Annotated in this window: 14 protein-coding genes; all 14 read left to right on the plus strand. The window is 39.9% G+C overall.

Translation table 11 applies throughout. The features are described from left to right. Positions 1–58 precede the first annotated feature (58 nt). Entirely contained in the window at positions 59–1,615 is a 1,557-nt protein-coding gene (locus AC1DOK_RS02480) for an ABC-F family ATP-binding cassette domain-containing protein (protein ID WP_477552633.1), read from the plus strand. Positions 1,616–1,681: 66 nt separating this feature from the next. After that, on the plus strand, positions 1,682–1,972 hold the full coding sequence (locus AC1DOK_RS02485) for a Dabb family protein (protein ID WP_477552634.1): 291 nt from the start codon (positions 1,682–1,684) through the stop codon (positions 1,970–1,972). A gap of 125 nt (positions 1,973–2,097) precedes the next feature. Continuing rightward, a complete protein-coding gene (locus AC1DOK_RS02490; protein WP_477552635.1) occupies positions 2,098–3,135 on the plus strand; it encodes a M42 family metallopeptidase in 1,038 nt (345 codons plus the stop codon). A 35-nt stretch (positions 3,136–3,170) separates the two neighbouring features. Continuing rightward, positions 3,171–4,784 carry an ABC-F family ATP-binding cassette domain-containing protein gene (locus tag AC1DOK_RS02495; RefSeq protein ID WP_477552636.1) on the plus strand — a complete coding sequence of 538 codons (1,614 nt, stop codon included), beginning with the start codon at positions 3,171–3,173 and terminating at the stop codon, positions 4,782–4,784. Between the two features lie 89 nt (positions 4,785–4,873). Beyond that, positions 4,874–5,401: a hypothetical protein gene (locus AC1DOK_RS02500; RefSeq protein ID WP_477552637.1), complete on the plus strand. Its 528-nt coding sequence runs from the start codon at positions 4,874–4,876 to the stop codon at positions 5,399–5,401. 4 nt (positions 5,402–5,405) lie between these two features. Further along, on the plus strand, positions 5,406–5,717 hold the full coding sequence (locus AC1DOK_RS02505; protein ID WP_477552638.1) for a thioredoxin family protein: 312 nt from the start codon (positions 5,406–5,408) through the stop codon (positions 5,715–5,717). A 191-nt stretch (positions 5,718–5,908) separates the two neighbouring features. Continuing rightward, on the plus strand, positions 5,909–7,216 hold the full coding sequence (gene rpoN / locus AC1DOK_RS02510; protein WP_477552639.1) for an RNA polymerase factor sigma-54: 1,308 nt from the start codon (positions 5,909–5,911) through the stop codon (positions 7,214–7,216). A 100-nt stretch (positions 7,217–7,316) separates the two neighbouring features. Then, entirely contained in the window at positions 7,317–7,709 is a 393-nt protein-coding gene (gene kapB / locus AC1DOK_RS02515; RefSeq protein WP_477552640.1) for a sporulation phosphorelay system protein KapB, read from the plus strand. Positions 7,710–7,918: 209 nt separating this feature from the next. Continuing rightward, the gene (locus tag AC1DOK_RS02520) at positions 7,919–8,854 is read left to right on the plus strand and encodes a Gfo/Idh/MocA family protein (protein ID WP_477552641.1); all 936 of its coding nucleotides are present in this window, start codon (positions 7,919–7,921) and stop codon (positions 8,852–8,854) included. A gap of 15 nt (positions 8,855–8,869) precedes the next feature. After that, positions 8,870–9,334: a hypothetical protein gene (locus tag AC1DOK_RS02525; RefSeq protein WP_477552642.1), complete on the plus strand. Its 465-nt coding sequence runs from the start codon at positions 8,870–8,872 to the stop codon at positions 9,332–9,334. Positions 9,335–9,391: 57 nt separating this feature from the next. Continuing rightward, a complete protein-coding gene (locus AC1DOK_RS02530) occupies positions 9,392–9,886 on the plus strand; it encodes a DinB family protein (protein WP_477552643.1) in 495 nt (164 codons plus the stop codon). A gap of 287 nt (positions 9,887–10,173) precedes the next feature. Then, positions 10,174–10,887, plus strand: coding sequence for an ABC transporter ATP-binding protein (locus AC1DOK_RS02535; RefSeq protein WP_477552644.1), 714 nt, complete (start codon positions 10,174–10,176; stop codon positions 10,885–10,887). Continuing rightward, positions 10,884–15,002, plus strand: coding sequence for an FtsX-like permease family protein (locus AC1DOK_RS02540; RefSeq protein ID WP_477552645.1), 4,119 nt, complete (start codon positions 10,884–10,886; stop codon positions 15,000–15,002). Before AC1DOK_RS02535 ends, AC1DOK_RS02540 begins: the two co-directional genes overlap by 4 nt. Positions 15,003–15,027: 25 nt before the next feature. Continuing rightward, complete coding sequence (locus AC1DOK_RS02545; protein ID WP_477552646.1) at positions 15,028–19,200, plus strand: FtsX-like permease family protein; 4,173 nt, start codon at positions 15,028–15,030, stop codon at positions 19,198–19,200. Positions 19,201–19,317 lie beyond the last annotated feature (117 nt).

Genomic DNA, 19,317 nt, shown 5'->3' on the forward strand with positions numbered 1-19,317 from the left:
TAATAAGATGTCGCCGATAAAGGTGACATTATTTTTGTATGGGGGAAATCGCTAAAACATGAGCTTATTAACTATTGAGGAACTAAGCCATACATTTGGCGACCGAGTATTATTTAAAGATGTTTCGTTCAGACTTCTAGCAGGAGAACATGTTGGATTAGTCGGTGCGAATGGTGTAGGTAAATCAACCTTAATGAATATATTAACAGGTAAAGTGCTAAAGGATACTGGTAAAGTTGAATGGATGCCAAGAGTGCAATATGGTTATCTGGATCAACACACCAAGCTTACACCTGGTAAAACAGTACGTGATATTATGAAAGAAGCCTTTCTACCCTTGTTAGAGCTAGAGAAAGAAATGATAACAATCGGTGAGAAAATGGCAGATGCAACACCTGAAGAGCTTGAACAGCTTCTTGAGGAAATGGGTGATATTCAAGATCGCCTTGAAACAAGTGGCTTCTACTTGCTCGATGTGAAAGTGGATGAAATGGCGAATGGACTTGGTATTAACGCTATTGGACTAGATCGTGATGTAGCTACTCTTAGTGGGGGACAAAGAACGAAAGTGCTTCTTGCTAAGCTATTGTTAGAGAAGCCAACTGTCCTATTACTTGATGAGCCTACAAACTATTTGGACGTTGAACATATTAATTGGCTTACCAATTATCTAAAAGATTATCCTTATGCATTTATGTTAATTTCCCATGATACGGACTTCATGAATGCTGTAGTAGATATCATTTATCACTTAGAATTCTCGCGTCTGACAAGATATGCAGCCAACTATGAGAAGTTCCTGCAGATGGCTGATAATAACAAGAACCAACATATCGATGCTTATGAGAAGCAGCAAGAATTTATTAAGAAGCAAGAGGATTTCATCCAGCGTAACAAGGCAAGGGCTTCTACTTCTGGGCGTGCTAAGAGTCGTCAGAAGCAGCTTGAGAAGATCGATCTGATTGATCGTCCTGAATCTGCGATGAAGCCAACTTTTGTGTTTAAGGAAACACGGGCGAGTGGTAAGCTTGTTTTTGAAGGTGAAAATTTAGAAATTGGTTATGACCATGCTTTGCTCCCGAAGATGAATGTTGCTATTGAACGCGGTGAGAAGATTGCGATTGTCGGTTGTAATGGAGTCGGTAAATCGACTTTACTCAAAACGATTATAGGTAAGATTGAACCTTACAGTGGTAAAACTTACTTGGGTGATTACCTCACACCTGCCTATTTTGAGCAAGAAGTTAAGTTAGGCTCGATTACTCCAATTGATGATGTATGGAATGAATTCTCTCATATGACTCAAAATGAAGTTCGCGGCGCACTTGCTAGATGTGGCTTGAAGAATGAACATATTACGCGTCCACTTAACATGTTAAGTGGTGGAGAGCAAGCGAAGGTTCGCCTCTGTAAGCTACTCATGAGAGAGAGTAACTGGATCTTATTCGATGAGCCTACAAACCATCTTGATGTCGTTGCTAAGGAAGAATTGCAGCGAGCGCTTAAGGCATATAAGGGAACCGTTCTGCTTGTATGTCATGAGCCTGAATTCTATGAAGGCTGGGTCTCCAAAATATGGAATGTTGAAGATTGGTCAAATAAATTAGCAAATTAAGCTTAAACGTACGAAGCCGCTTCTTCATGTGCAAGATTAAACTCACAAATTTGGAGGGAACTATCGATGTTGACTCATGTGGTATTATTTAAGTTAAAGGACCGCTCTCCTGAAGCGGTACAAGTGACTCGCGATGTGCTAGCGAATATGGAAGGAAAGATTCCACAATTGCTGCATATCGAAGTAGGAACAGATGTCTTGCATGGTGAGCGTTCTTATGATCTTGCGCTAATTACCAAATTCATTTCATTAGAAGATATGCAAGCTTATCAAGTACATCCGCTTCATGTAGAAGTAGGCCAGCATATTAAGTCAGTAACGGATGGTCCTTCAGTTTGTGTGGATTTTATTAGTTAATCACACTCTATACGAATCAATTAATTATGGCTAACTAAGAAGGAAATGTGCTCGTCCAATTACATGGACTCTTAGCCGTTTCCTTTTGTAAATATTGCACATAGGGTGTAGGGAGGCTGTCTCAAATGAAAAATGTTTTTGACCAAACGTATGTAATTAGTTTACTGGAAAAGTTGCTGAATACACCGAGTCCTACAGGGTTTACTCATGATATTATGGGGATGTTACGTGAGGAAACAGAGAAGCTAGGGTTTTCGTTTACAACAACGAACAAAGGCTGTGGCGTAATTACTGTACCTGGAACTAGCAATGATCGAGTCATTGGGATATCTGCTCATGTAGATACACTTGGAGCTATGGTGCGTTCGATTAAGGAATCGGGCCGCATACGCTTTACTTCGATTGGCGGCTACATGATGGGTTCGGTTGAGAACGAATACTGCGTTGTTCATACGCGTGATGGCAGAACGATCGATGGAACTATTATGTCAACAATGCCTTCTGTTCACGTATTTCCTGGGGCACGTGATCTCAAGCGTGAAGAGGCTGATATGGAAGTACGCCTTGATGAGCCTGTGTTCTCTAAGAAAGACGTAGAGGAGCTTGGTATTCGCACAGGTGATTTCATCTCATTCAATCCACGTGCCGAGATCAAGTTGAATGGCTACATTAAATCTCGTCATCTTGATGATAAAGCAAGTGTAGCAGCGGTATACGGCTTATTGGAATGGATGAAGCGTGAATCAATCACGCCAACATATACCATTAAGATCCTCATTACCACTTATGAAGAAGTGGGTCATGGACTTGGATACTTGCCACCTGATGTAACCGAGTTAATCGCGGTTGATATGGGTGCAGCAGGAGACGACTTGACTGGAACTGAACAAGATGTATCGATATGTGCTAAGGATTCTTCAGGTCCTTATGACTATGCAATGACTAGTAAGCTAATTCAATTAGCAGAAGCGCAGAGCATTCCATATGTCGTTGATGTATATCCTCAATACTCATCTGATGCTTCGGCCGCCCTTAAAGGTGGCAATGATATTCGCGCAGCATTAATCGGTCCGGTTGTACAGGCCTCACATGCAATGGAACGTACACACATTATGGCTATTCTTGGAACAGCAGGTTTGCTGGCAGCATATATAACGGAATGAGCCAATTATTAAACTAAAGGATGGTTTTAAATTAAATGATAACTGTAACAGACGTAACTTTACGGTATGGCAAAAGAGCTTTGTTTGAAGATGTGAATATTAAATTCACACCTGGTAACTGTTATGGATTAATTGGTGCGAATGGAGCGGGTAAATCAACGTTCCTCAAAATTCTATCTGGTGAAATCGAACCATCCAAAGGAACTGTCAGTATTCCTCCTAGAGAGCGCTTAGCAGTCCTTAAGCAGAATCATTATGAATATGATGAGTTCCCAGTCCTCGAAACTGTTATTATGGGACACACACGTCTTTATGAGATTATGAAAGAGAAGGATGCGATTTACGCTAAGCCTGATTTTAATGAAGATGATGGCATGAGAGCAGCAGAATTAGAAGGTGATTTTGCTGAGCTTGACGGCTGGCAAGCAGAGCCTGATGCAGCTGAATTGCTAATTGGTCTTGGAATCAAGCGTGATATGCATGATAAGAAGATGGCTGAATTAAGTGGTAACGAGAAGGTTCGTGTCTTGCTTGCACAAGCATTGTTTGGTACGCCGAACATTTTGCTACTCGATGAGCCTACCAACCATTTGGACATTGAGTCCATCACATGGTTAGAGAGTTTCTTAGCCAAATATGAAGGTACTGTTATCGTGGTATCTCATGACCGTCACTTTCTGAATCAAGTATGTACTCATATCGCTGACATTGATTTTGGTAAAATTCAAATGTATGTCGGTAACTATGATTTCTGGTATCAATCATCTCAATTGATGCTTAAGTTAACACGTGAGTCCAACAAGAAAGTGGAAGAGAAGCGTAAAGAGCTTGAAGCGTTTATCGCTCGTTTCTCTGCTAATGCTTCCAAGTCGAAGCAAGCGACATCACGTAAGAAGCAACTTGAGAAGCTTACGTTAGAAGATCTCAAGCCTTCTACTCGTAAGTATCCGTTCCTTAATTTCAAGCCTGAAAGAGAAGCGGGTAAACAATTACTACAGGTTGAAGGATTAACGAAATCAATTGATGGCGAATTGATCCTAAATGATCTTAACTTCACAATCAACAAAGGAGATAAGATTGCTTTTGTTGGTCCTGATGGACTTGCCAAAACAACCTTGTTCAAAATTCTTATGGGTGAGCTTGAGGCAGATGCAGGTACTTATACTTGGGGCATCACAACTTCACAAGCTTATTTCCCTAAGGATTCCACAGATTACTTTGATATGGACATCAACCTAATTGACTGGTTGCGTCAATACTCGAAGGATCAGGATGAATCGTTCATCCGCGGCTTCTTGGGACGTATGTTATTCTCTGGAGAAGAGGCTTTGAAGAAAGCTAACGTTCTCTCAGGAGGAGAGAAAGTACGTTGTATGTTATCTAAAGTTATGCTTAGTGCATCGAACGTTCTTTTACTTGATGAGCCTACGAACCATTTGGATCTTGAATCGATCACAGCACTGAATAATGGCCTTGTGGACTTTGATGGAACGTTGTTCTTCGTCTCTCATGACCATGAGTTCATTCAAACGATTGCGAATCGCATCATCGAGATTACACCAAATGGATTGATTGACCGAATGATGACTTATGACGAGTTTCTTGAGAATGAAGACGTTAAAGCGCTACGTGAGCAGATGTACGCGTAATAGCTACAGCTATTACGTTAAGATTGACCTTAAGGAACGATTCTGTCCAACTATGGATGGTATAAACGTTGCTTCTTGGGAGGTTAGACATGTTTGATCCTGTAATCTTTGATAATTTGAAGGTCGTGCTTGAAGGCGCGGTATATGATTTAGATATGAGTGGTGAACTTAGTATAATTTCGCGTAGCGATATCGTGGATTTATCTTCGGTATCGAGAAATTATACGATCGGATTTCGGATCAACTCAGGGGCTTCCTCTAGTGCAGAATTGACTTTGCATGCATCGTTAACTGACTTAGCTGCAGAGCTCCTGCAAGGAGAAACGAAAGAAGCCGGGTGCATAATCGACATTAAGTTCTACACATCTTCCCGCAATCCACGAGTACTATGTGCTTTGATTCAGAAGGAATTTACAGCCATATGGGAAGGTAGACCAATGCTTCGTCAGACGATATCCTACAGTTATGAAGAACAGGATCCTCGTTGTGACATTACGGTTGCTTTGCTATTTGGTCGTAAGCTGAATGAACAGAATGCTGAGGATCTGCCTACATTAGTTGAATATACGCTTCAAAGCTTGCAATGGTTATCTGTGAATAACCCCTACGGGGAGTGATTTCATGCAAGAACTCAGTAAACAGGAAATCTTCCAGAAGCTAGCTGACAGCTCGTCGCCTATTGCATTGTTTCTATATGCACCTATATGTGGAACCTGCAAGGTTACTGAGAAGATGCTGTCAATTGTTCTAACGATGGAGCCTGATATCCCAATATTCAAGAGTGATCTGAACTTCATCCCGGAGCTCAGTAATGAATGGCAGATTCAAAGTGTACCTTGTATTGCTATTGTTCATAATGGACAAGTGGTTGAGCGTATTTATCGAATGGAATCCGTTCAGAACTTATTAAATAAACTTCGTTGTTTAGTTTAATATCTTCAAGTTCTTAATGTGAAGTATGAATGAGTAGGGCGTGCAGAACCGTGATCGGTTACTGTACGTCTTATTCGTTATATAGAAAATACAAGTTATTAGTCCACGTTATTTGAGCCAAAGAATACTATAAAAGCAAGCTACAAATCTGTTATGATTAATTTAATCTTATTTTGGGTAGGTGAAAATTGATGAAGCTGCAATATAACTTAACCCAAGCTCTGAATACAAGCATGAATGTATCCCCACAGTTTGTACAAGCGGTTCATATTTTGCAGCTGCCTACATTAGATTTAATTACTTATCTACAAGAGCAGTGTTCAGAGAACCCATTCATGGAAGTTGTATTCGATCCTGGGGCAGATCAGTGGAACAGGACTAGTTCAAGAACATTTAATAATCAGACAGATATTTATGATCCAACTGAATTCGTGAAGAATCATGAGGAAACAATAGAAGAAATGTTAATCAGTCAGTTGCGGGTTCAAGGCTTATCTGGTCAGCGATTCAGAATAGCGGCTTATTTGGCTGGTAGTTTGAATGAAAATGGCTATTTAACAGTCAGCTTAGGAGAAGTCAGCTCACATTTTCAAGAACCACTTAACTTTGTGGAATTGGCACTTAGCGATTTACAATCATTAGAACCAGCGGGGGTTGGAGCAAGAAATTTACAAGAGTGTTTACTTATCCAAATACGTAAAGACGATGAGACAACATCATCTGCTTACCAAATAGTTAGTCATTATATGAACGAATTAGCAAGTGCTAAATATGGGCGAATCGCCGACTCACTTCAAATTACTGTAGATGAGGTGAAACACGCGCTAACCTATATCCGTAACCTAGACCCACGCCCAGGTTTACCTTATAGTTATGTTCGTCCTAAATATGTGGAACCCGATGCGTATATTCAGAAGAGAAATGACGGTTATATGGTCTTGTTGAACGAGAATAGTTATCCGAAAATTTCGTTAAATCTGTATCAGGAGGATCTGTATAAGGAGGCGAAGTCCTTTGTACGTAATTATACGCAATCTGCTAAATGGATCATGCGGTGTTTGGATCAAAGAAAAACGACAATGTATCGTGTAATCGAGGCAATTGCTCAGGAACAAAGTTTATTCCTAGATAAAGGAATCATGTATTTAAAGCCTTTGAATTTAAAAGCGATTGCAGAAAAGCTTGAATTGCATGAATCAACAATTAGTCGTGCTATTGCAAATAAATATGTTCAAACGCCACGAGGTCTATATGAGTTAAAATCATTCTTCTCAAATGGTTTGATGACGGATCAAGGCGAAGCTATTTCAGTTGAGAGTATTAAATCGCAAATTCGTCATATTATTGATGCGGAAGATAAGGCGAAGCCTTATTCGGATCAACAAATTACAGATAAGCTTATAAACGCTGGAATGCAAATATCTCGCAGAACAGTGATGAAATATCGTGAGGAAATGCACATCGTATCTTCGAGACTTCGAACAGGTGATAGAAAATAATCTGAATTACTAAATAACTTGACGATTGGTTCCGAGAAGATTACCATGAATGTAATCATTCTTATTGTCAGATAGAGATAGGAAACAGGGAGGCTCATTCATGATTCAAGTTGGTGATCAAGTCGTTACAACATATAATTCAGGTGAATATATTGGTGAGGTTGTTGAATTTACAGCTTCAGGCAGATCTGCTGTCAAAGTATTGTCAGTATTGAAGCATCCAGAACAAGGTGATCTTCATCATCCAATGAAAGGCGATGCTCGTAGATTTTTTCAACGTCGGGCTTTAGCATTTGGTGAAATTACGCTTATTGATATTCCAAACTTACGTCAATTTGATGGAGAAGTTCCAGATTATCAAGCATCCTTACATAATTCGTTGAATCGTGAACTAAAGAGAGTTCAATTAATTGAATTATGGGCACATCGTTCGAAAGATGAATTAGTAGGCCTATATAAAGATTATGGGTTTGAGATGAATCAGGAAGATTGAGCAAGATACTAACCTACAATAAGATTGTATCGATTGTAACCTAGACAGTATAGCCCTGTTGGATTGCTACAGGGCTTTCTTAGTGATATAGAATTTATAACTTTCAGATTATAAATTCTAAGTATCACCTTAAGAAACGAATCCGTCTTATAAAGATGGTGAAACCGTGAAACCGTTTTCTTTTTGTGTTGAATAAGGAGTGATGATCATTGGGTTCAAAGCGTGTTGCTATGATTGGAATGGGTGGCATCGCACAAAAAGTATATGCTCCATTATTAGCTTGGAACGAATCTGTTGAAGTACAAGGCATAATGAGTAGAACGCAATCAACTGTTGATCAGATTCAGGCTAAGTACCGGTTCCCTCGCGGCACAACTGAACTGAAGGAATTACTTAGCTGGGATCTAGATGCAGTGTTTGTTCATAGTCCTACAGAGTCACATTATGAAATCGTAATGCAGTGTTTGCAGCAAGGTGTATCCGTATATGTCGATAAGCCGCTCTCAGCAGTTTGGAAAGAGTCAGTTGAGATGACAGAACTCGCGGAAAAGAAGGGGCTTATATTAGGGGTTGGATTTAACCGTCGGTTTGCTCCACTATATATTGAAGCTAAAGAGTGGATGGAGGGTTCTAGTTCATCTGGCTTTAGTTACGCTTCTGCTCAGAAGCATCGTACTTATAAACAGCAACAAAGTGCTAAAGTAACGATATATGATGATTTGATACATATGCTTGATTTGCTCGTATGGCTAGCGGGCGTTGATGTTGAGCTACAGACCAATCGGGTGCTTGCAGATGATAAGGGATTGATGGAGTACATCACAGGTATGCTATCTAATGGAGCTTCTTCAGCTACTTATAGCATGGCACGTAATGCCGGATTTGATCTAGAGAAGCTAGAAATGCACGGCGGAGGAAGATCAGTAGAGGTCATTAATTTAGATAAAATTCATCTGTATGAGCGTAATGTACTTGAACGAGTTCACACATTCGGCAGCTGGGAAACGATATGGGAGAGAAGAGGATTCACAGGAGTAGTCAATCACTTTCTAGAATCGCTAGATCATCCGGAATCATGTCGTATACGAGCAGATCAGGTACTATCAACGCATGCATTAGTAGAGCGAATACTAGAATCCTCTTAAAGGAGCGGATATGAAATGACTGAATCATGGACAAATTTAGATAAAATTGCAGCTGATCAGTTACAAGAGAGATTAACAACAATTAAAGAGCTGGAAGCACCAGAATTCGAGAGCTACGAGATTATGAAAGATAATGAAACAGGTGAACATTATCTTCACTATGCTTATTTACATCGTGATATTACTGCTGGAGGAGCCGAAGAGCAATTCCATTATTTAATGCCACTAGAAAATGATGAAGTACTGAGTTTGATGTTCACGGATCAAGCGTATACGTATCCTGAGCACTGGCATAAATCATTTCTTCGTAATGGCCCGATTGGTTATTATATCTGGTTCGATCCAGGCGAAGAAATTAATGAACTAGATCCAGCTGTTACAGAAATGATGAATAAGCTACAGCAATTGAAGGCATTGAAGCAAACTGATGAGGAATCGATTCGTAAGGTTCTAGATGAGATGGATGAAAAGTCTAAATAATAGTTAAGGATTATAAAATATAAAAACAATTTATGTGTGATAAGGGGTGTTGAACGCATGGTTCACGCAAAAGATGTTATAGCCGACCAATTGTTAGCAAATGCTAACGACCCTAGTTGGTATGTTCCATTTTCAGACGCAGTTGATAATTTAACAGAGGAAGAAGCATTTTGGAAGCCTAACGAAGATTGTAATAGTATCGCTGAACTTGTTGCACATCTGCTTTATTGGAACAGGACATGGCAAACCAGGTACATTAAATCTGATGTCAAGGCTGTACCATCCATAGGAAATAATAATAATAGCTTCAACATACCGGAAAATCATACATTTAGTGCCCTAAAGGAAGAACTATTAGAAGTGCTGTTGCAATGGCAAGAGCTATTAACTGAAGAGAAAGTAGAAAGTGAAGTAAATGGATTCTCAGTATCAGTGAAGTGGTGGCAAATTCTTGGAATTATTTCAACACATAACGCCTATCACATTGGTCAAATCATTTATATTCGGAAGCTGCAGAAGAGCTGGAAACCAGATACTGCTAAATGGGATTAACAACATAATATTTGAGGAAATAAAAGCAATGCGTGTATGACTAATGGGTCATGCGCGCGTTTTTTTGTATATCAGAAAGTATAAGTTTATGATCACTGAAGCCTATTATCTAAAATAGATGGAATAATATTCCTTTACAATGATAATGCAAATGTTACAATAATTAGTGTGTAGTTTACATTATTTAGTTTTTTTGTAGGTGATTAACTTGTAGGTAACTTTTGAGAGCGCTTCTTCTTTATCATTAAAAAGTGGTGCTACTTGTTATATTGGGAGGAAAACTTAGGATGAATAATATTAGTATTAGTGGATTAGGTAAGCGTTATTCTGGTGATGGGACTGAGACGCATGCGGTTCGTAATGTTGATTTGACTGTGAAGCAGAGTGATTTTACAGCGATTGTGGGAGCATCTGGATCTGGTAAATCGACATTGTTATCGTTGATTGGTACGCTAGACGAACCGACGACAGGGAGCATTAAGTTCGACGAAGTCGACGTATTTAAGCTTAGATCTAGTAAACTAGCAGACTTCAGATTTGAACAAATTGGATTTGTATTTCAGCAGTTTCACTTACTTCCTACTTTAACTGCTTTAGAGAATGTCATGTCTCCGCTTCTGTCAAGACGTGTGTCTTACAACAAATCGGAACGAGCGAAGCAGTTACTGGAGCAAGTTGGTTTATCGACGAAAATGAAGTCTCTACCCTCACAGCTTTCAGGCGGAGAACAACAGCGTGTTGCGATTGCCCGTGCGCTTGTAAACGAGCCAAAGTGGTTACTTGCCGATGAGCCGACTGGAAATCTGGATACAGAGAATAGTACGTTGATTTTCGAACTAATTCTTGAGCAGCATAAGAGCAGAGGATGCGGTGTTATATTCGTGACACATGACAGACAGCTAGCGGAACGTGCCGATCGTGTAATTGAGATGAAAGACGGGATAGTTGTAAGTGACTCATATACTTCGAGTTTAGAAGAGGTGGCAGAGGTCAGTCTATGACCCGTTTCATTTGGCGTAATTGGTGGAGACATAAGCAACGATTCATCCTACTGCTAGTGGGTATTCTTATCATAAGTTCGGGATTAACCTTCTTATCGACACTTACGGAATCTAACTTCGGTACGGTATCTGAGACGCTAGAGAAAAAGTGGAAAGCTTCCTATGACATTGTTGTACGTCCGCAAGGAACACGTAGTGTGACGGAAGAGGACAAGTTGTTTGAGCCGAATTTTCTAAGTGGGCTAAGTGGAGGTATATCGACTAAGCAATTCGAGCAGATCAAGGCTATCAATAATGTTGATATTGCGGCACCTCTGGCTATTATGGGGTATACGCATTTCACAGTGGTTTTTGATAAATTTAAACTCACAGATATGGGAGTTTACAGAATTACACATCATGCCGCATCAGATAGTGGAGTTAATCAGGAATCTGTTTCATTAACAACTTATCTAACTAATGGTCCATGGAGTATACCTCGAAAGTCATTAAATGATACATCAGGATTTCATGCGTATGGAGTAAATGAATATGATGAGGGGACAAGACAGTTAAGTGGATTTGAAATTAAGCTATTAGTTGGTATAGATCCTGAGCAAGAGGCTAGATTAGTCGGGTTGGATAAAGCTATAATTCCTTTTGAGACGAGTCGTTATTTTAATAAAAATGATGTAATAAAGATAAATGATAATAAGAATAAGAATGAGAATGATCTTCAAGCTCTACCAATAGTTAAAATGCCCATTCTCGTTAGTAGTGTACCGTTTGATGATACTCAATATAACTTCAAAATTGAAAGGCTGGATTTGCCTTTTAATACTGCTGAACAAGCAAAAGATACAATGGAGACAGTAAAGAAGAATGGTGCACGTGCATACTTGGATACAATCCCTTCTGTTAAGGGAGTAAAGAACGAATATCATTTCGATTCCATAAAATCCTACCAGATATTTATCGGTAGTTTGACAGGTACTGACCCCTATACGGGAAATCAATTTGAAAGTGAAAACGGTGGTGTGCAGTCATATCTAGTTATAAATCAAAAGTCAACTCCACTCAATCTCAGCACAACAACGGGACCATTTAAGGATAAATGGAATTTTTCTTATAAGGCGGATCCGTTAATAATACAAGGTTATAACTATTTTAAAAATATTTATCGTCCAGTGACGTATAGTAGTTTTACAGAAATCTTAGATCCCAATTGGATCGGGTTCTATGACCCTAATAAGCTGACTGTTTCTAAAGACCCTACTAGTCAGACCCCACTGGAAACTTATCGGGCTTCAAGTGCACGACTAGTTCTGGATTCCGAAGGAAATCCGGTTAATCCGCCGCAAGCTATGCAGGCGACCATGAATCCATTTGGTTTATTGACAAGCCCTCCATCCTTACTGACAACAATTGATGCCGCAACGAGCATATATGGAGACCAAGCGATCTCAGCCATTCGAATCAAGGTAGCTGATGTAAATGATTTGAGTTCCGATAATCAGGCAAAAGTTGAAAAGGTCGCTCATGACATCGAACGTGAAACTGGCCTTATTGCTGATGTTATCTTTGGTTCGGCGCCACAACCTGTTCTAATTGAGGTTCCACAGAATGGGGATACACCTGCTCTTGGATGGATCGAGCAAACCTGGATCAAGGTTGGAGAAGCGACCGGATTATTCAATGAAACACAAATGGGTTTTAGCTTGATTATGATCCTGATCTTATTAGTTGCAGTAATGTACGTTCAAGCCTCGCAGCTTGTCTCACTTCTGATGAGGCGACGGGAGTTTGCTGTCTTACTTGCTATTGGTTTACGCCCCTTGAAGTTGAAACGAATGGTGATTCAAGAGGCGATTATTCTAGGGTTATTTGCGTCAGCTATCTCAGGAACGATTGGACTTGTGTTGTGGTTACAAACTCCTGATGAGGTGGATTTATCCCGTATTGGGGTGTTTGCTCTACTAGGACTGGTTATATATGTACTTGGTGCCCTGTGGCCTGCTTGGTTGACGGGTAAAATTCGTCCTTATGAGACTATGCGAGTAGGAGAAATTAGCAAGACTTCACGTCGTGTATGGACTTCAAGAGGGATCTTCTCGATGGCTATAAATCATTTTTTTGGCAAAATCGGGCGATACGCGCTATCGATTATCTCAATTGCTCTGCCAACGGCGTTACTGGTTCTGTTGTTATTTATAACGTTCCGACTTAAAGGTGTACTATATACAAGCTGGATTGGAGAGTACATATCCGTACAGATTGGATCTCAACATTTTGTCGCAATTGGAGTTACGCTAGTAATCTGTGTACTGACGACAAGTGAATTGATCTGGCAGAATGTGACGGAGCGTAAGCCAGAGTTATTTTTGCTAAAGTCGATTGGTTGGCGAAGTAATGCAGTACGTATGTTAATTCTTTATGAGGGTGGCGTATGCGGGTTACTGTCAGGATTAATCGGTTATCTAATTGGACTCGCTATTACTGGCTATATGTATGGTGAAGTGCCGTTAATGGACACCTTGATTCTACTTCCTGTATGCATAGTTCCTATGATTGTGGGATTAATCGCCGCATGGATTCCTGCAGAATTTGCTGTTCGTGGGTTCCCGGCCGGTACGACTGGTTCAATATATTCGTCTAGCCGATCCACTCAGAGATGGTTCTTTGCCTCGGTAACAATGATGGGACTTATCATTATAACAATCGTAAGTATAGCTGCATACAAGTATATTCCCAAGCTCATAGCTGCTAATACTGTACAGGAAGCACCTGTTACGAACATGATTAAGGAAGAACCCATAACTATTGGCATACCGAGAGATTATGTGCCTGAAACGGTACCGAACGGTAGCAAGGCGGAATATGATATATCTCTAGATTTGAATTCCTCTGGTCAGTTCACTGTTAAGGCTACTATTGATATTACGAATGATTCTGCCGAAACATGGGACAAGTTGGTATTCTATATGATTCCGAATGTGTTTACAGAGGCTAATAAACCTACATATTTAATAGATGCAGCCAAAGTAGACATAAATGAAATTAAACTAGCAGGGAAGAAGACATTGTATGATCTTCATTACGATACTTTGACTGTTCCTTTGTCCGAGCCCTTGCAGCAAGGGGCGAATACTAAAGTGGATGTATCCTATACTTTTACCGTTCCAGAACAAGGCATTCGTTTCTCGAAAGAAAAAGATAATTATTATTTAGCGCAATTCTATCCGATGCTAGCTAATTATAATAAAGGCTGGATCAAAGAGGATTATTACGCTGGTGGCGAATCCTATCTTACGGATTTCACCAATTTCAAATTTGCGTATAAAGTTCCAACAGGTTATACGGTTGTCTCTTCAGCAGATGATGAAATTGATCAAACACTTGCATCTGGTCAATTCGAGGTGGAGCGGGTAAAGGAACTATTCGTCGCTATTGTCAAAGATCGAATTGTTCGCAAAAAAACAATTGAAGGAACAGAAATCCGAGTGTTTGGTGCTACGAGCGATGTTACTTTAGTGGATGTAATGCTCGATGATGCAGTGCAAGCATTTCAATATTATCAGCAGACAATAGGGTTATATCCTCGGAAGCAGTTAGACATTTTCATTGAAGAAGGCGCGGCTATGGAGTACCCAGGTATTGTGACAATTGGAGGTCCTACGGATGATTTTGAGAGTAAGAAGCATACGCTGCAGCACGAAATAGCCCATCAGTGGTTTTATGGTGTTGTCTCTAACGACCCTTATAATATGGCGTATTTAGATGAAGGATTTACTGAATTTAGTGCAACACTCCTACGTATGGATGGGGAGAAATTTGACGAAGATGAGGCATTTTCTCGTACTAGTAGAATGAAAACGGAGCCTGCTCAAAAGCCCTCCAATCTCCCATTGCCTAATTTTGATGGTAAGTACGGTCAATATGTGTATCTACAACCTACTTTGAAATTATGGGAGCTTTTCTCAAAGTACAACAGCATCGAAACGGCCAAGGCTTTTCTCAAAGCTTACTATGCCACTTATGCCTACAAACAAGTGGACACCAGAGAGTTCATTCGATTCACGAAAGCGTATTTCTTGATGGAAGATGATAAGTTTTTTGAGTCATGGTTGAAGCTTTGATAATGGATAAAAGGGAGGTTCATCTATGACCCGCTTCATATGGCGCAATTGGTGGAGACATAAGCAGCGATTCATCCTACTGCTTGTCGGAATTCTTATTATAAGTTCAGGTTTAACGTTCTTATCAACACTTACGGAATCTAACTTTGGTACTGTGTCTAATACCCTTGAGAAGAAATGGAGGGCTTCTTATGACATTGTTGTACGTTCGCAAGGAACAAGAAGTGTAACGGAAGAGGACAAGCTGTTCGAACCCAATTTCCTCAGTGGTATTGGAGGTGGGATTTCGACTGAACAATACAAGACTATAAAAGGTATTGATAATGTCGATATTGCTGCACCACTAGCAGTGATGGGATATGTATACAACGATATAATATTTGAAGGGCTCAAATTGCCTGAGAATGGTATATATCGAATCTCTAACCAAACTACATCAAGAAGCGGTATTCATGAAGAAACGGAACAGCGTGAGGGTTATACTACGAAAGGTTTTGCATTAAATATTGACAGTAAAGATGCTTTTGTTAAAAGAGATTTTTTGGAAAATTACGGTCTTGGTTATTTTAGCGGAGATATTTATGTCAAAGATGAACGTTTACTGGTAGGTGTTGATCCTGAGCAAGAAGCAAAATTAGTAGGACTGGATGAAGCTATTTTACCATTTGATAGCAGTAGATATTTTCAAGTAAAAGACAATCCCTTGATAAAATCTAATAGCAATGGTGATGGGGTAACTCTCCCTGTATTTACTCTACCTGTACTTGTTAGTAGTCAGCCATTTGTTGACAAAACTTCTTCCTTTCGAATTGAAAAACTAGACTTACCTGCAGAAACGAATGAGCAGATGTTGAAAACGATGGAAATGGTTAAAGAGAAAGGAGGAGTAGATTATTTAAAAACTGTTGGTGTATTAAAGGAAAATGCGATTATTCGTGAGTATGATACGAAGCAACTATATGAAGTGTTTTTTGGAATGCTTACAGGGCTTAATCCATATACCGGAGATTCTTTTGAGACCGGGGATTCAGTGAAATTAGATGCAGGTCATGATCTTTTTCTTCAGCCAACACCTCTACAAATAAATACAATTATGAGTCCTTATCCTGACCGTTGGACTAATGCCTATCAAGTAACCCCAACATCTAGTACAAATCCTCCAGAATTTTTTCCAGGGTTTACTTTATATAGACCATATACTAATTCATTTCGAGATTATAACATATATCAGACGGAGGATAGATATACGGCTGGATTTAGAACATTATTCAACATTGTAGGCGTCTACGATCCAGGTAAATTACGATTATCAAAAGATCCGATGAGTGAAACTCCATTAGAAACTTACCGTTCTCCTGCAGCCAAGCTTGTACTTGATGCACAAGGAAATCCAGTTAATCCAGCTCAGAATGTAGCTGCAACAACGAACCCGTTAGGTGTACTAACCAGTGCACCTACTATATTAACCACAATAGATGGGGCAACGGCGGTCCTTGGAGATAAGGCAATCTCCTCTATTCGGGTTAAGGTTGCTGGCGTTACAGATTTCTCCGCAGAAAATCAAGCTAAAGTGGAACGCGTGGCTGCGGAGATAGAGCGTCAAACGGGTTTATTAGCAGATATCATCTTAGGTTCCTCACCAGAGCCAGTGTTAATTAATATACCTGCCAATGGAGATGTACCTGCACTCGGATGGATTGAACAGATGTGGATGAAAGTTGGCGTAACGACGGGGATTTTTCAAGAAACACAGATGGGCTTTAGTATCATTATGCTGCTAATCCTAATTGTTGCTGTTCTATATGTACAAGCTACGCAGCTCGTATCGCTATTCATGCGCCGTAAAGAATTTGCTGTACTGCTAGCTGTTGGCTGGAAGCCATCGCAGTTAAAAAGGATGATCGTACAAGAAGCAGTGATATTAGGGTTATTTGCCTTTATTGTGTCAGGAATAATTGGATTTATGATGAAATTAAATAATCCTCAGAATGTGGATCTATTACGTATTGGGCTGATCTCATCTCTAGGTCTTGTGGTCTACTTACTTGGTTCACTCTGGCCTGCATGGCTGTCAGGACGAATTAAGCCTTATGAAACGATGCGAACAGGTGAAATAACGAAGCAGTCAAGAAGATGGCTCAGAGCAAACGGAATGTTTGCGATGGCACTCAATCATTTTCTAGGTAAACTGGGCAGATATTCTCTATCCATTGTCTCGATTGCCCTTCCAACAGCATTACTCGTACTTCTATTATTCATTACTTTAAGGCTAAAAGGGGTTCTCTATACAAGCTGGGTAGGACAATACATCTCGGTTCAAATTGGACCCCAGCATTATATTGCAATCGTTGTTACACTTGTCATTTGCGTTCTTACAACAGGTGAACTCGTGTGGCAGAATGTGACGGAACGAAAAGTCGAATTATTCTTACTGAAATCTATTGGATGGCGTAGTGGGGCTGTTCGGAGGTTGATTATCCTCGAAGGATGGATTTGTGGCTTGTTATCTGGCATTATTGGCTACGGAATAGGGTTAATAATTGTCTGGTATATGTACGCATCCGTTCCTTGGTTAGATGCTTTGTATTTGTTACCAGTGTGTGCAATACCAATGATCATTGGGCTCATCTCAGCATGGATACCAGCAGAATTCGCAGTACGCGGTTTTCCTGCTGGAACGACAAGAACTATTTATACATCCAAGAAAGGAACAGAGCGCTGGTTCTTTGCATTTGTAACGGTTCTCGGTTTAATCGTTGTCGTTATAGCTGGCAAATTAGCTTATGACTACTTACCAGGATTCCTTGCGGCTAATGCCAAGCCAAAGACAACACAAACAAGCTTATTTGATGAGAATGCCCCTCAGATCGGAGATTTAAGGAAATTTGAACCGCAAGGGGTGTCAAATGAAAGTAATGCCATTTACGATCTTTCAATTGAAATGCAATCTTCAGGTGAATTTGATCTAACGGCAAGTATTGATGTATCGAATAATTCGTTAGATGTATGGGACAAACTGGTCTTCTATATGATTCCGAACATGTTTACTAAGGAAAATAAATTAGAACGAATGTTAGGATCTGAGGGTACATTTCAAATCAATCAGGTGAAGGTCGATGGTAAACCAAATGAATTTACACTTCATAAGGATACATTAACAGTTTCTCTCACCGATGGACTGCAACAGGAGAAAGCTAATAAAGTGGAGATTACGTATTCGTTTACGTTTCCAGAACAAGGTATTCGTTTTACCAAAGCAGGAATTGATTATCATTTGGCTCAATTCTACCCTATGTTAGCGAATTACCAAGGGGGATGGAATAAAAATGATTATATTGGATATGGGGAGTCGTATTTTACAGACTTCACCGATTTTAAAGTTCATTATAAGGTACCAAATGGATTTACGGTCGTATCTTCAGCAGATGATGAAGTAGACGAGCCATCGGTTTCAGGTGTTTTAGAAGTTAAACGTTCCAAAGAAGTCTTCATCGGGATATTGAAGGATTCAATCATGCGTAAGAAGATGGTAGGAAGCACGGAAATTCGTGTGTTTGGAAAACAAGAGGACGAATCATTAATAGATGGTTGGATAGATAATGCGGTAGAGGCATTTTCTTATTACGAAAAGAATATTGGCTTATATCCACGTAAACAGATCGATATTCTCATTGGTCCAGGAGCGAATATGGAATACCCTGGAATTGTAACCGTGGGTGGATTTGATGACGCATTTATGCTAAAACAAACGTTGCAGCATGAAATGGCTCATCAGTGGTTCTATGGAGTCGTTACCAATGATCCGTATACAGAAGGATATTTGGACGAAGGCTTCACAGAGTTTACTGCCTCATTATTAAGATTGGATGCCGAGCAATTGGACGAGAAATTAAGTTTCAAGCATGTGAAAGAATATGAATCTACGATTCGATCTACTCGCAAACCATCCAATTTACCACTACATGATTATGAGACTGGGGGGCGCTTTTTTACCTACTTATACGCCCAACCAACACTCAAACTATGGGAGCTATTCGACAAACATGATGGCATCGAAACTGCCAGGGCTTATCTCAAAGCGTATTATACCAACTATGCTTACAAGCAAGTGGACACCAAGGAGTTCGTTCGATTTACCAAGGCGTATTTCTTAATGGAAGATGATAAGTTTTTTAAATCTTGGTTGAAGTACGAGTAAATTTAGCTGAGTTATGAATGGATAGTTCCAATTGCGATCTGCGATGGAGCTATCTTTTTGTTTGAGCATAACAAGTGAATAAGGTATTCTGTACATATCCATGCAATGGAAGGATAA

The organism is Paenibacillus sp. P5_B5 (assembly GCF_056400365.1).